This is a genomic window from Xanthobacter aminoxidans, from assembly GCF_043193615.1.
Classification (GTDB): Bacteria; Pseudomonadota; Alphaproteobacteria; order Rhizobiales; family Xanthobacteraceae; genus Xanthobacter; species Xanthobacter aminoxidans.
The window spans coordinates 225,141-238,377 of record NZ_JBAFUS010000001.1 but is presented as its reverse complement, the minus strand read 5'-3'; the positions used below and the strand labels follow the sequence as shown (position 1 = coordinate 238,377).

11 protein-coding genes and 1 pseudogene are annotated in these 13,237 nt (G+C 66.8%); 4 read left to right on the top strand and 8 right to left on the bottom strand.

Features of this window, described 5'->3' with window-relative positions; all coding sequences use genetic code 11:
• Positions 1-13: 13 nt before the first annotated feature.
• The 3 genes and pseudogenes from V5F74_RS01125 to V5F74_RS01115 all read right to left on the bottom strand — a co-directional run bounded on the left by V5F74_RS01125 (position 14) and on the right by V5F74_RS01115 (position 3,494).
• The gene (locus V5F74_RS01125) at positions 14-1,552 is read right to left on the bottom strand and encodes an aldehyde dehydrogenase family protein (protein WP_394005762.1); all 1,539 of its coding nucleotides are present in this window, start codon (positions 1,550-1,552) and stop codon (positions 14-16) included.
• A pseudogene (locus tag V5F74_RS01120) lies at positions 1,552-2,439 on the bottom strand (NAD(P)-dependent oxidoreductase); the annotation flags it as partial. The gene V5F74_RS01125 and the pseudogene V5F74_RS01120, both read right to left, overlap by 1 nt.
• 146 nt (positions 2,440-2,585) lie before the next feature.
• A complete protein-coding gene (locus tag V5F74_RS01115) occupies positions 2,586-3,494 on the bottom strand; it encodes a LysR family transcriptional regulator (protein ID WP_374251124.1) in 909 nt (302 codons plus the stop codon).
• A 532-nt stretch (positions 3,495-4,026) separates the two neighbouring features.
• Here V5F74_RS01115 and V5F74_RS01110 point away from each other — a divergent pair.
• On the top strand, positions 4,027-5,196 hold the full coding sequence (locus tag V5F74_RS01110; RefSeq protein ID WP_394005760.1) for a glycosyltransferase family 4 protein: 1,170 nt from the start codon (positions 4,027-4,029) through the stop codon (positions 5,194-5,196).
• A gap of 200 nt (positions 5,197-5,396) precedes the next feature.
• Here the strand turns inward: V5F74_RS01110 and V5F74_RS01105 are convergent, their stop codons facing one another.
• Together V5F74_RS01105 and V5F74_RS01100 are read right to left on the bottom strand one after the other, a co-directional pair.
• The gene (locus V5F74_RS01105; protein WP_029558300.1) at positions 5,397-6,194 is read right to left on the bottom strand and encodes a hypothetical protein; all 798 of its coding nucleotides are present in this window, start codon (positions 6,192-6,194) and stop codon (positions 5,397-5,399) included.
• Positions 6,195-6,804: 610 nt separating this feature from the next.
• Positions 6,805-7,413, bottom strand: coding sequence for an LOG family protein (locus V5F74_RS01100; protein ID WP_024279279.1), 609 nt, complete (start codon positions 7,411-7,413; stop codon positions 6,805-6,807).
• Between the two features lie 149 nt (positions 7,414-7,562).
• On the opposite strand from V5F74_RS01100, the gene V5F74_RS01095 reads away from it, so the two are divergent.
• Positions 7,563-7,940 carry an ArsR/SmtB family transcription factor gene (locus tag V5F74_RS01095; protein ID WP_394005757.1) on the top strand — a complete coding sequence of 126 codons (378 nt, stop codon included), beginning with the start codon at positions 7,563-7,565 and terminating at the stop codon, positions 7,938-7,940.
• A gap of 6 nt (positions 7,941-7,946) precedes the next feature.
• Entirely contained in the window at positions 7,947-9,902 is a 1,956-nt protein-coding gene (locus tag V5F74_RS01090) for an ABCB family ABC transporter ATP-binding protein/permease (protein WP_394005755.1), read from the top strand.
• Between the two features lie 18 nt (positions 9,903-9,920).
• Here the strand turns inward: V5F74_RS01090 and V5F74_RS01085 are convergent, their stop codons facing one another.
• The 3 genes from V5F74_RS01085 to V5F74_RS01075 all read right to left on the bottom strand — a co-directional run bounded on the left by V5F74_RS01085 (position 9,921) and on the right by V5F74_RS01075 (position 12,078).
• Entirely contained in the window at positions 9,921-10,358 is a 438-nt protein-coding gene (locus V5F74_RS01085) for a VOC family protein (protein ID WP_051679218.1), read from the bottom strand.
• 83 nt (positions 10,359-10,441) lie between these two features.
• Positions 10,442-11,695 carry an RNA polymerase sigma factor gene (locus tag V5F74_RS01080; RefSeq protein WP_394005753.1) on the bottom strand — a complete coding sequence of 418 codons (1,254 nt, stop codon included), beginning with the start codon at positions 11,693-11,695 and terminating at the stop codon, positions 10,442-10,444.
• A complete protein-coding gene (locus V5F74_RS01075; protein ID WP_394005751.1) occupies positions 11,692-12,078 on the bottom strand; it encodes a YciI family protein in 387 nt (128 codons plus the stop codon). Before V5F74_RS01075 ends, V5F74_RS01080 begins: the two co-directional genes overlap by 4 nt.
• A 142-nt stretch (positions 12,079-12,220) precedes the next feature.
• Between V5F74_RS01075 and nagZ the strand changes: the two genes are divergently transcribed.
• Positions 12,221-13,234, top strand: coding sequence for a beta-N-acetylhexosaminidase (gene nagZ / locus V5F74_RS01070; RefSeq protein ID WP_394005749.1), 1,014 nt, complete (start codon positions 12,221-12,223; stop codon positions 13,232-13,234).
• Positions 13,235-13,237: the final 3 nt, after the last annotated feature.

Below are 13,237 nucleotides of genomic sequence, written 5' to 3'. Positions count from 1 at the left end.
CGTCGGGCGGGCGTCAGCCCACGTAGCCGAAGGCGACGCCGGGCGTGCGCGCGGTTTCCACCCACACGCTCTTGGTCTGGGTGTAGGCCATCAGCGCCTCGCGGCCGGACGAGCGGCCGAAGCCGGAGCGGCCGAAGCCGCCGAAGGGCGAGGCCACGTTGATGGTCTTGTAGCCATTGACCCAGAAGGTGCCGGCCCGCACCTCGGCGGCCACCCGGTGGGCGCGGCCCACATCCTGCGTCCACACCGCGCCGGCCAGGCCGTAGGGGGTCGCATTGGCGATGGCGATGGCCTCTTCTTCCGTATCGAAGGGCAGCACCGCCAGCACCGGGCCGAACACCTCCTCGCGGGCGATGTCGGCGGCCGGCGTCACCCCGTCCACGATGGTGGGGGCATAGAAGAAGCCGCCGGTCTCGCGCAGGGCATCGGGGCAGGCGCCGCCGGCCGCGAGCTGGCCGCCCGCCGCCACCGCCGCATCCACCATGCCGGAGATCTTGTCCAGTTGGCGCCGGTTGTTGATGGGGCCGATCTGGGTTGCCGGATCGGTGGGCAGGCCGGTGGGAATGCGGCGCGCGGCCTCGGAGAGGCGGGCGACGAACTCGCCATGGAGGGCGCGCTGCACCAGCAGGCGCGAGCCGGCGACGCAGCTCTGCCCGGCGCCGCCGAAGATGGCGGCCTGTGCACCGAGAAGGGCGCGGGAGATGTCAGCGTCCGCGAACACGATGTTGGCGGACTTGCCACCCAGCTCCAGCACGCTCGGCACGATGTTGCGGGCCGCCTCGGCGGCAATGCGCGACCCGGCTTCCGCCGAGCCGACGAACACCACGAGGCCAGTCTGGGCATGGGCCACGGCCGCAGCACCGGTGGTGGGGCCGTTGCCGGCGAGCACGCTGACGAGGCCGGCCGGCACGCCTTCTGCGCGGGCGCACAGCATGCCGAGGGCGAGCGAGGTCAGGGGGGTCAGCTCGGACGGCTTCAGCACCACCGCGTTTCCGGCGCAGATGGCGGGCGCGATCTGCCAGCCGGCGGTGAATATGGGCGCGTTCCAGGGCGTGATCTGCACCACGGTGCCGATGGGCTCGTGGCGGGTATAGTTGAGGTGGGAGGTGGGAACCGGGATCACCTCGCCGTGGAGCTTGTCGCACCAGCCGGCATAATACTCGAACATCTCCGCCACCTTGGCGACCTCGCCGCGGGTGTCGCGGATGGGCTTGCCGGCGGAGAGGGTCTCCAACTCCGCCAGCGCCTCGGCGTTCTGGCGCACCAGGCGGGCGATCTCCCACATGGCACGGCCGCGCGCGGCGGCGGTCATCTTCCACCACGCCGCCTGCCCGGCGCGGGCCGCGTCCATGGCGGCGTCGACGACGCTTTGACCGGCATCGGCATAGCTGGCGATGACGCGGCCGTCGGCGGGATTGGTGAGATCGAGCGCGGCGCCGGTGCCGGGCATAACCTCGCCTGCGACAACGCTGCCGATGCGTCCGTCAGGCAGGAAGCCGCCGAGAAGTGCGGCGACGCGCGGGGCCGCCGGAGAGTGGGGAGTGTCGAGCATCAGACGGCGTCCTTCGTGCGGTAGTCGGCCATGCGGGTGAAGTCGGCCGTGTCGGGAATGGTGTCGCGGGTGGTGCTCCAGATGTCGCCGGCATGGGCGCAGAGCGGCAGGTCCACGGCGCTTTCGGAAGCCAGCTCCAGGGCGAGGCGCACGTCCTTGCGCATCAGCCCGGCGGAGAAGCCGCTGTCGAAGCTGTTGGTGAGGATCCAGCGCGGGAACATCACCTCGCTGACGGCACTGCGGCCGCTGGCGGTGTTCACCACGGCGATGGCTTCCTGCGCGGAGAGGCCGGCGCCCTCGGCGAGGCGCATGGCCTCGCCCATGGTCACGAGATGGGCAGCCACCAGCAGGTTGTTGACGAGCTTGGCGATGTTGCCGGCGCCCGAAGGGCCGACGTGGATTGCCTTGGCGGACATGGCGGAGAGCACCGGAAGCGCGAGAGCGAAGTCGGACTCGGAACCGCCCACCATCATGGTCAGCGTGCCCTGCGCGGCACCGGACGGACCGCCGCTCACCGGGGCATCGAGCAGGCCGTGGCCGACGGTGGCGAGGCGCTCGGCGAGGCGGCGGCTGGTGCCGGGATCGGAGGTGGAGGTGTCGATGACCACGACCTTGCGGTCGCGCCGGTCAAGAAGTCCGCCGGGCGTCGTCACCACAGCTTCCACGTCGCGCGCCAGAGGGAGGGAGCAGACGATGGCGTCGCTGGTGGCCAGCAGATCGGCGAGGGTGGTGAAGCGGATGCCGGCGTCAGCGGCCGCCTGCGCGCGCGCATCGCTGATGTCGGTGGCGCTCACCCTGAAGCCCTTGCCGGCAAGGGTCGCGGCCATGCCGAAGCCCATGTTGCCGAGGCCGATGACGCCGATTGTCTCGATGGTCATGAGAATGTCCGTGGTTAATTTCCACGAGCATCCTCGCGAGGGATCGTTGCCACAAGAATGACTTTTCGCACTCTACGTGCGGAAAAAGGCAACGCTCATCCGATCGTGCGTTCCGCGGAGATTGCGAGGGCCCGCCCTTGCCCGCGATCCCGGCTCTACGGCACGTTCTGGAAAGCGTGCATGTGCTGGGCGAGATGGTTGAGCAGCCGCCGGGAGGCTTCCGGCAGGCGGCGGCCGGCGCGCAGCAGCAGGTGGCTGCGGGCTTCGGACAGGAGGGCATCACGCAGCGCGATGGCGCGCATGGCGCCGGATGCCACCTCGTCCGCCACCACGAAGTGGGGCAGGAACCCCACGCCCAGCCCCTGCGCGATGAATCGGCGGTGCAGGTCGAAGGAGGCGGTCTCCAGCCGTCCGCCGAGGTGGAAGCCTTCGTTCGCCTCCACCCGGCCGATCATCTGGCGCAGGCCGTGGTCGGGCGGAAACAGCGCCACCGGCTCGGCGGCGAAGGTGCGCAGGGGCACCGGCACCCCGCCGGACTTCAGCGGATGGTCCGGCGGCACGATGGCGAACAGCGGCTGGCGGGCCGTGACCACGCTGCGCACATCCGGGTGGGCCTGCGGATTGTAGGCCATGCCGATATCCGCATCGCCCTGCGCGATGGCTGCGAGGATGCCGTCCGTGGTGCCGAGGGTGATCTTGTATCCGACGCCGCCATAATGCTCGGAAAAGCTGGCGAGGCCATGCTCCATCAGGTCGGCGACGAAGCCGCCGCCGCACCAGATGCGCACGGTGCCCTGCTGCACGCCCCGAAGGCGGCTCAGCCGGTCCTCCAGCAACAGGCGTTCGTCGGCCTCGCGCTGGGCATGTTCGGCGACGATTCGGCCGGCCTCCGTCGGCACGACGCCACGCGGCAGACGCTCGATCAGCGGCTGGCCTACCTCGGCCTCCAGATCGATGATCTGCCGGCTCACCGCCGAGGCGGCAACGTTCAGGGTCTCCGCAGCGGCCCGGACGGAGCCGGCGCGGATGACGGCAAGGAGATATCGGAGGGCCCTATCCTGCATCGTCGCACAGTGAGGCATGCAGACGCTTAAAACGAATTGAATGATGATCGCACGCGGGGCGGTGTCACGTGGACACCGGTTCCCCGCGCCCTTGCTGCCGTTCTGCCTTTGGCGGTCCGTTCAGCGCACGGACCGCGCCGCTGACTTTCTCCTCGAAGATGCGCTCGCACGGCCACCTGCAGCACCGTGCGGTGTCGGGTCAGGTCGTGGTCGTTGGTCGAGACGCAGGCGGATCCGATGCGCATCAGGAGGGGCGTGAGTGCTGCAAAAATCAGCACTTTTGTGAACGATCGGAGAGCGCCAGGAGCTGCCGTCGGCATCTGCCCGATTGCGGGCATGCAGGCTGGCGACATCCTGCCGGTGTCGGCGGCAGGCAGCGATGCACTCCACAGCCTATGCGCGAGTTTCCGGTTGAAACCTCAATACATACCCGCCAAGATACCCTTAAAGGTTACGCGCGGAAGAACACCTGTTTCGTAAGGGAAGCCATCTTAATTTCGTGCGATAAATTCTTTTTTGTTTGGAGAAATCCATGCACAAGAAAATTATGCTGAATTGGCAGGCTAATAATTATTTTGGATGGGGACTGCTTGGTCTGAATATTTTTCAACGCTGGGCGGTCGATCCAGATGTGCAACCATTGATGGGCCGCCCAATCGGACCGGCCGATGTCCAGGCCATGGATCCTTTGCGCATGTTCGCAATGGGTCCCGCCGTGATTAAATCCAATACCTTTCTGGCCGGCTTAATCGCGGACAAGACCGGCGCCGCCGCAAAGGACATCATCGTCGTGAATGGGTTCGGCAATCGGTTCGGCGCGGCGGCGGCGCCTCACTTCAAAGGACGGCGAACAATCGCTCGGTGCGTGTTGGAGGATACGCGTGTCGACAATGCTCGTCAGCTGTTAGCTAGCCACGACGATGTGCTGTGTGCTTCGAACTGGAGTGCAGATATTTTAAGGGCCACGAGTGGAAAGCCAGTGACGATGATCTATGAGGGGATAGATAGCTCACAGTTTTTCCCGGGACCCAAATCCGGAGTTCTCGACCCCAGTAAATTTTACGTCTTCTCTGGTGGAAAGATCGAGTTTCGCAAAGGACACGATCTGGTATTGGCATTCCGCGAATTTGCGGCACGCCACAAAGAGGCCGTTCTGGTCGCTGCCTGGCATTCCCCCTGGCCAAAGGGCTCTGTGGGCTTTCAGGGTAAGCTGAAAGCCCCGCTTCGAATGGATGCCAGAGGCGTGCTGGATGTGAAGCGATGGGTTATTGAGAACGGGGTCGATGAGAGCCAGTTTCTAGAATTGCCACCGACACCCAACCCATTGATCCCATCAATTTTACGCGAAATGGACTGCGCAGTACAGGTATCGCGATGCGAGGCCGCCACAAATCTCCCCGCGAAGGAAGCGATGGCTTGTGGGATTCCGGTGATACTCGCCAATAACACGGGCGCCCGCGACTTGGTTGGCAACGACAATTGTGTCGCTCTCAGCGCTCAGGCTCCCGTCACGTCGAGCTCAGTCGGCACAGAAGGTTGGGGAGAAAGCAGTGTAGAGGAAATTGTCGCTGCCCTAGAGATGTTGTTTACCGATAGTGAATCCCGAAAGCAAATTGGAGCCCGTGGGGCTCAGTGGATCATGGATGAGGGGCGCACTTGGGGCCACCATGCCGCTGCCCTGAAGTCATATCTTCTCACTTAAATTATTGTGTTTGATGACGAATTGAAGATGAAGCTTTTTCAAATTCTCCACCGCCACTGTTACTGTTGACGTTGCCCCCAAATTTTATCCAGCGTCACGTTCGTTCTAGCGGGTGGATTTGGCCTGTTCGGCCGGGTGAGCGGCAGAATACCGCTGGCGGATTCCGGCCGGCCGGCCGCCTTCGCCGGGTGGCGAACAGGCTACTTTTTGGCGCTGGCGCCAGCGTTGTACTGGTAGTTGCCCTCAAGCTGGTCGAGAACGACGGTATTGGGTGGGTTGGAGTCGGCGGTGGCCGTCAGAACCATCTCGTTGTCCAGCTTGCGTGATCTGAACTGCCATCCGGTCGGCAAGGTCAGTCGCTCGCCCAGGGTGGGCAGGTCTTCGATGGTGTTCTTGGGGTCGATCTTCAGGGACAGACTGAACATGGTGTAGACGGCGCCCTCGGGCGTGATCAGCTCGTACACCGTTTGGCCCGCATTGAAGATCATGGAGCTGGTCCGTTTCGAGACCATCGGCCTGTAGGGCGGCATGGATCCGGAAACGAATTTTTCCAAGCTCGGGACTTCGAACACGCCGTCCAGGTTCAAGGGGATCCCGGCGATCACTCTCTGCTTGCAGCCTTCCCAGGACATCCCGGTTACGGTGTTCGCCACCAGACGCCGCGGGCCGTTGAAGAAGACCCCGTCGCCCCCGTAATCCTTCCTGAGGGTCTCCGCATCCAGAGCGCGGAAGCGCACGTCCATCGCGTCGTTGGGCTCGGGAAGCGCGTTGCCGAGCGAGTTGAAATAGTTGCCGATCCCGCCACCATCGGGTTGCCGGAACATGAACAGAATTTCGTAAAAGGCCCGGCCGCGCCAGTTCTCAGCCTTGATCGGGCAGGGATCGGTCAAATTGACCATTGGTTTGGATTGCGCCTGTGCCGTGGGGGGACAGGCGATCGCAGCGGCCAGCGCTGCGGCGGCGAAGACGCCAGGCAACACGCCGTGAATTCGCTTCATGATCGGTCCTTTCGGCTGGCCGTTAGGGAGCCCGCGACCCCCACGGGGGATTCGTAGCAGACCTGAACACTCTTGGCAGGTTTATAGACCCCTCGTTCCCGATGGTCGGTCCACTTTTACAACAATACCGCCGTCGATCCCTTGCTGCGGATCAAGACGCTCAGCGATCCGTTTCGCGCCAACACTGGTCCAGGCGCCGATTTCCAAGCTGAAACATCGACGGTGTTGAGCCGCACAATTCCGGCTTGCTGCTCGAGTCTCACAGCGGCGCCACGATACCTCTGGGCGACAGCCTCTTGCCTGACCTCTTCAAGGACGGCGTGGCGTGGTCGCGCGCGGCGGTCGAAAGCCGTGAACGAGGCCGGGCGGCCGCGGAGGCCGGGTTCGCCGCCCATGCTACCGCTGCCTTGCGTGTGGCACATCCGTGCCCTGCGCGTTGTGCAGTGCAACAACTATTCTTCTGAGGCTACGCTTCTTCTGCCGCAGTGCAGCAAGGGTTCAGGAGATGCAGACCGTCGTCGCAATCATGCTGATCGGCTCCGTGGTCATGGTCGCCATCGCCGCGCTGGACCAGCCCAACGGCTGACCGCGCAGCGGGACCGACGGGAGCTTACATGCGGCCGGCGATGGTGCCGTCTGTCGCGTGAAGCGCGCGCTCGGGCACCTTCTCGGCAGCGGCGCGCAGGCGGGGGAGGATGTCCTCGGCGCGGTCGGCGGTGAGCATCTCCACCGGCGTGTCCGAGCGGATGAAGCCGGCGCCGCGCATGTGATCCACCAGCGTCACGAACGGATCCCAGAAGCCCGCCGTGTTGAGAATGAGGATCGGCTTCTTGTGCCGGCCGAGCTGGGCCCAGGTGAGCTGCTCCACCAGTTCCTCCAGCGTGCCGACGCCGCCGGGCAGGGCCACGAAGGCATCCGCCCGCTCGAACATCAGCCGCTTGCGCTCGTGCATGTCCTCCACGACGATCATCTCCGCCTCGTGGGCAAAAGCGCGCTCGCGGGTCATGAGGAAGCGGGGGATGATGCCGGTGACGGTACCGCCGGCCAGCGCTACCGCGCTCGCCACTTCGCCCATCAGCCCGATGCCGCCGCCGCCATAGACGAGGCGCACGCCCTCGGCGGCAAGGATGCGCCCGAAACGCCGGGCTTCTTCGGCAAACACCGGATCGCCGCCGGTGGCGGAGCCGCAATACACACAGACGCTGTCGATTCTGGCCATGCGCGCACTTTACCAAACTTGGCGGCCGGTAGGGCAGGCCGCCCGAGGGCGAATAGAGCGCGAATAGTGCGCACCCGCGACGGCGGCGTGACGCGGGCGGGGGCAAAGAGCTTGTTCGATGGTCATTCATCGTCTATCGTCGATGAACGATGAATGCGCCCACTTTCCCAACCCCGGACCCCGCCGCTGCCGATGAAACCGGCACCGCAAGGGCCGATCTCGCGGCAAGGCTCCGCGCGCTCGCCCATCCGGCACGGCTCGCCATGCTGGAGACGCTGGCGGGGCAGGAGCGGTGCGTGTGCGGCGAGATCGTGAAGGCGCTGCCCCTTGCGCAGTCCACCGTCTCGCAACATCTGAAGGTTCTCCTCGATGCCGGGCTGATCCGCGGCCGCACCGAGGGGCAGCGGTCCAGCTACTGCCTCGACACGGCGGCGCTCGATGCGCTGGCTGAAGAGATCGATGCGCTGTTCAAGGCGCTCCGCCGTCCGTCGGGCTGCTGTGCACCCGGCGCACCGGACCAAAGTTAGGCCATCATGTCCCAATCCAAGAAGCCCGCAGCCCGGCGGGCCGCCGTTTCCTCCGACGCCATGTTCTCCACCCTGCGCGGCCTGTGGCCCTATCTGTGGCCGGCCGACCGGGCGGACCTGCGCGCGCGCGTGGTCGTCACCTTCGTCCTGCTCTTCGCCTCCAAGGGCGCCACCATGGCGGTGCCCTTCCTGTTCAAATGGGCGACCGACGCCCTGACCGCCGAGGTGGCCGCCGGCAAGACCGCGACGCCGGATGTCGGCTTCTGGGCTCTCGTCATCGGCGCCCCGGTGGCGCTGACGCTGGCCTACGGGCTCGGGCGTATCCTCATGGCCGGCGTCACCCAGCTGCGGGACGGCCTGTTCGCCAAGGTGGCGCTCAATGCCGTGCGGCGGCTCGCCATGGAGACGTTCGAGCACATGCACGCTCTGTCCCTGCGCTTCCATCTGGAGCGCAAGACGGGCGGGCTGACGCGCGTTCTGGAGCGGGCGCGCTCGGGCATCGAGACCATCGTGCGCATGCTTGCGCTGCAACTGGCGCCGACCATCGTCGAGCTGGTGATGGTGCTCGGCGTGCTGCTGTTCGCGTTCGACTGGCGGTATGTGGCGGTCGTCTCGGCGACGGTGGTGCTCTATTCCCTGTTCACCTATGTCGCCAGCGAGTGGCGCCTCGCCATCCGCAAGGAGATGAACGAGAGCGACACCGATGCCAACACCAAGGCGATCGACAGCCTGCTCAACTACGAGACGGTGAAGTATTTCGGCGCCGAGCGCTGGGAGACGGCCCGCTACGACCGCTCCATGGCGCGCTACGAGAAGGCGACGGTGAACACCTATACCTCGCTGGCCTGGCTGAACGCCGGACAGGCGCTCATCTTCTCCATCGGCCTCGCGGCGGTGATGGTTATGTGCGTGCTCGACATCCGCGCCGGGCGGCAGACGGTGGGCTCGTTCGTCATGGTCAACGCCATGATGATCCAGTTCTACATCCCTTTAAATTTCCTCGGCTTCATCTATCGCGAGATCAAGCAGGCCATCGTCGACATCGAGGCCATGTTCGCCGTGCTGCAAGTGGCTCCGGAAGTCACCGACCGTCCCGGCGCGCCGGACCTTGTGGTCTCGGGCGGCACGGTGCGGTTCGAGGACGTGCGCTTCTCCTATGATGCCGGCCGGGAAATCCTGAAGGGCATTTCGTTCGAGGTGCCGGCGGGGCGCACGGTGGCCATCGTCGGGCCTTCGGGGGCGGGCAAGTCCACACTCTCGCGCCTGCTGTTCCGCTTCTACGATGTCTCCGGCGGCCGCATCACCATCGACGGGCAGGATCTCAGGGACATCTCGCAGGAGAGCCTGCGCGCCGCCATCGGCATGGTCCCGCAGGACACGGTGCTGTTCAACGACACCATCGCCTACAACATCCGCTACGGCCGCCCGGCGGCGTCGGAGGCAGAGGTGGAAGAGGCGGCGCGGCTCGCTCGCATCGACGGCTTCATTCGCGCCACGCCCAAGGGCTTCAAGACCGAGGTGGGCGAGCGCGGCCTGAAGCTTTCCGGCGGTGAGAAGCAGCGCGTGGCCATCGCCCGCACGCTGCTCAAGGCGCCGCCCATCCTGGTGCTGGACGAGGCAACCTCGGCGCTGGACAGCCACACCGAGAAGGAAATCCAGGACGCGCTCGACCGCGTGTCCGAGGGGCGCACCACGCTGGTCATCGCCCACCGCCTGTCGACCGTGGTGAGCGCGGACGAGATCCTCGTCCTCGCCGACGGCAAGGTGGCCGAGCGTGGCTGCCATGCGGAGCTGCTGGCCAAGGGCGGGCTTTATGCCGCCCTGTGGAACCGCCAGCGGGAGGCGGAGGACGCCGCCGCGGTCCTCGCCCGTGCGCAGGCCGAGGAGGCGCTGGAGATACTCCCCGCCCGCCATCCCGACGAGGAGGGCATGGACGAGGAGCGGGTGAGCGCGGTGGGCTGAGCCGCGCCTCCCTCACACTCAGCGCGGCTGGTTGAAGGCCCAGAGCACGCCGAACGGGTCGCGCACCTGCGCATAGCGGGCACCCCAGAACATGTCTTCCGGCGGCATCACCGGCGTCGCTCCGGCCTCCACCGCGCGGGCGAAGGCGGCATCCGTGTCGCCCACATGGAGCGAGAGGTTGAAGCCGCCGAGCTTTTCCACGGGGCCGGAGCAGTATTCCGGGTAGGGGTCGGCCAGCATCACCGACGAGCCGTTGATGTAGAGATGGACGTGCATGGTGCGTCCGCTCTCGTCCGGCGGCATGGCGAAGGCGAGTTCCGCACCGAGGGCTTTGCGGTAGAAATCGGCGGCCTTCATAGCGCCCTCTACCGTCAGATAGGCCGTGACGCCGCCCTTCACCGGGGGCATGGCGGCGGGATCGATGGACGGCATGGTGGTCTCGGCAGTATCGGACATGCGTTCCTCCTCCGGCGCCGGAGCGCGCCTGTTGTGATGACGGGCGGACGGCGCCCGTCCCGACAGCCTGCCCGCATTTTTCCTCAGGCCTGTGCCTGGATGAGATCGATCTGCGCGCGGATGTGCTCCGCCTCCGCCGGGGTGTTGGCCAGCGCGATGGCCCTATCGAAGGCGCTGCGCGCCTCCTGATGTCGGCCCAGCTCCAGCAGGAAGGCACCGCGGGCACCGAAGAAATGGAAATAGCCGGAGAGCTGCGGCGCCAAGGGCTCGATCATGGCGAGCGCCGCCTTCGCACCCTTCACCTTGCTCACCGCCACCGCCCGGTTGAGCGTCACCACCGGGGAGGGCTGGAGAAATTCCAGCGCCGCATAGAGCGCGTCGATCTGCGCCCAGTCGGTCTCCTCCGGCGTCGCCGCGCGGGCATGCAGGCCGGCGACCGCCGCCTGGATCTGGTAGGCGCCGGGGCGGCGGTGGCGCATGGCCTTGTCGATGAGCGCCAGCCCTTCGGCGATGCGTTCACGATCCCATTTCGAGCGATCCTGCCTGTCGAGCAGGATGGCTCGCCCATCCGCATCGAAGCGGGCGGCGGCGCGGGCGTGCTGGAGCAGCATAAGAGCCACCAGCCCCATGATCTCCGGCTCGGTGGGGAAGAGGCGCAGCAGCAGCCGGCCGAGGCGGATGGCGTCGTCGCACAGGCCCGCGCGGCTGGGCTCGCCGCCGGCCGAATAGCCTTCGTTGAAGACGAGATAGACCATGGCCGCCACCGTCCCCAGCCGCGCGGCGCGCTCCACCGGGCCGGGGGCCTCGAACGGCACGTCGGCGCGGGCGATGCGGCCCTTGGCGCGCGTGATGCGCTGCTCCATGGCGGCCTCGCTGACGAGGAAGGCGCGGGCAATCTCCTTCACCGTGAGGCCGGAGACGATGCGCAGGGCAAGCGCGATCTGCTGCGTCGCTGGTAGTTCCGGATGGCAGCAGATGAAGAGCAGGCGCAGCACGTCGTCGCGATAGTGGGAATTGTCCAGCCGCTCGGCCAGGGGCGCCTCGGCGTCGTCGAGGTCGGAGAGCTGGTCGTCCGGGGGCAGGGGATCATGCTTCGCCCGCTTGCGCACGCCGTCGAGGGCGGCGTTGCGGCCGACGAGGATGAGCCAGGCGGCGGGATCGCGCGGCGGGCCATTCACCGGCCAGGTGCGCAGCGCGCGCAGGCAGGCTTCCTGAAACGCCTCCTCTGCGGTGTCGAGATCACGAAAATAGCGCAGCAGCGCGGCCACCGCCTGCGGCCGGGCGGCGGTGAGGGTGCCGTTGATCCAGTCCGGGTCGGTGAGGGCGGAAGTGGTCATGTGCCGGTCTTCTGTTCCGTGCGCTGGTCGGGGAAGAAGGCGCGAACCGGGCGAATCTCATAGGTGCCGCCGGGATTGACCGTCGCGAGGTCCCGGGCAATGGCGAGCACGTCGTCGAGGTCGGCGGCATCCACGAGGTAGAACCCCAGCAACTGCTCCTTCGTCTCGGCGAAGGGTCCGTCGATGATGAGGGGCGCGTCCTGCGTCTTGCGCATCGTGGTGGCGGCGGTGGTCGGCAGGAGGCGGAGCGATGCGCCCATCTTTCCGGCTTTGGTGAGCCGTTCCTGCACCGCCGCGATCTTGGCCATCACGGCGTCGTCCTGCTCCTGGCTCCAGGAACAGACCACGTCTTCTTCATGGTAACAGAGGATGGCGTACATCATGGCTGAGGCTCCCTGGCGTCACGACGAGGACGCACGAGTATGACCACGGCCGACAAAGCGGGGCAAAATCTGCGCGGGGACAGGCGAGAGCTGAGCTGCACGCGCGCTTGACGGCGCCGATGCCCGCTTATAGGCCGGACACATGACCTCGCGCGCCTTCATCGCCGGCTGTGCCGGCCCGAACCTTTCGGCCACCGAGCGCAGCTTCTTCCGGGATGCGGAGCCCTGGGGCTTCATCCTGTTCGCCCGCAACGTGGCGGACCCCGACCAGGTGCGCGCGCTGGTCGCCGACCTGCGCGAGGCGGTGGGCTGGGTGGCGCCGGTGCTCATCGACCAGGAAGGCGGCCGCGTGCAGCGGCTGCGCCCGCCGCACTGGACAGATGATCCCCCCGCCGAGGCGTTCGGCAGCCTGTACCTCTCCGATCCGACAGCGGCGCTGGAGGCGGTGCGGCTCAATTCGCGGGCCATCGCGGCAGACCTCTACGCCCTCGGCATCGACGTGGACTGTCTGCCCTGCGCGGACCTGCGCCATCCCGATGGCCACGGCATCATCGGCAATCGCGCCTATGGCACCGAGCCCATCGCGGTGGCGGCGCTGGCGCGGGCGGCGGCGGTGGGGCTGATGGAAGGCGGCGTGCTGCCCGTCCTGAAGCACATCCCCGGCCACGGCCGCGCGCCGGTGGACAGCCACGAGAAGCTGCCCGTCGTTACCGCCAAGCGGGGCGAGCTGGAAGGCATGGACTTCGCCGCCTTCCGCGACCTGTCCGACCTGCCCCTCGGCATGACCGCCCATGTGGTCTATGCCGACATCGACCCGGACCGCCCCGCCACCACCTCGCTGGTGGTGCTGTCCGAGGTGGTGCGCGGCTCCATCGGCTTCGACGGCATGCTGATGAGCGACGATCTCTCCATGGGCGCGCTCGCCGGCACCATGGAAACCCGTGCCCGCGATGCGCTGGCGGCGGGCTGCGACATGCTCCTCCACTGCAACGGCAAGATGGAGGAGATGGAGAAGGTGGCCGCCTCCGCGCCCGTGCTGACCGGCGAGGCCTATGCCCGTGCCGCCAAGGCGCTGGCCCTGCGGGTGACGCCTGATCCGGTGGATGCGAAGGAATTGCGTGCCGTCGTGGCGGCCCAGCTCAAGATGGTGGGCTGACCC

What these genes read in the sequence shown, in the direction of transcription:
- V5F74_RS01090 (WP_394005755.1), top strand. Translation starts at nt 7,947, where the DNA reads ATGTCCCAATCCAAGAAGCCCGCAGCCCGGCGGGCCGCCGTTTCCTCC.
- V5F74_RS01125 (WP_394005762.1), bottom strand. Translation starts at nt 1,552, where the DNA reads ATGCTCGACACTCCCCACTCTCCGGCGGCCCCGCGCGTCGCCGCACTT.
- V5F74_RS01115 (WP_374251124.1), bottom strand. Translation starts at nt 3,494, where the DNA reads ATGCAGGATAGGGCCCTCCGATATCTCCTTGCCGTCATCCGCGCCGGC.
- V5F74_RS01110 (WP_394005760.1), top strand. Translation starts at nt 4,027, where the DNA reads ATGCACAAGAAAATTATGCTGAATTGGCAGGCTAATAATTATTTTGGA.
- V5F74_RS01085 (WP_051679218.1), bottom strand. Translation starts at nt 10,358, where the DNA reads ATGTCCGATACTGCCGAGACCACCATGCCGTCCATCGATCCCGCCGCC.
- V5F74_RS01105 (WP_029558300.1), bottom strand. Translation starts at nt 6,194, where the DNA reads ATGAAGCGAATTCACGGCGTGTTGCCTGGCGTCTTCGCCGCCGCAGCG.
- nagZ (WP_394005749.1), top strand. Translation starts at nt 12,221, where the DNA reads ATGACCTCGCGCGCCTTCATCGCCGGCTGTGCCGGCCCGAACCTTTCG.
- V5F74_RS01095 (WP_394005757.1), top strand. Translation starts at nt 7,563, where the DNA reads ATGAATGCGCCCACTTTCCCAACCCCGGACCCCGCCGCTGCCGATGAA.
- V5F74_RS01075 (WP_394005751.1), bottom strand. Translation starts at nt 12,078, where the DNA reads ATGATGTACGCCATCCTCTGTTACCATGAAGAAGACGTGGTCTGTTCC.
- V5F74_RS01080 (WP_394005753.1), bottom strand. Translation starts at nt 11,695, where the DNA reads ATGACCACTTCCGCCCTCACCGACCCGGACTGGATCAACGGCACCCTC.
- V5F74_RS01100 (WP_024279279.1), bottom strand. Translation starts at nt 7,413, where the DNA reads ATGGCCAGAATCGACAGCGTCTGTGTGTATTGCGGCTCCGCCACCGGC.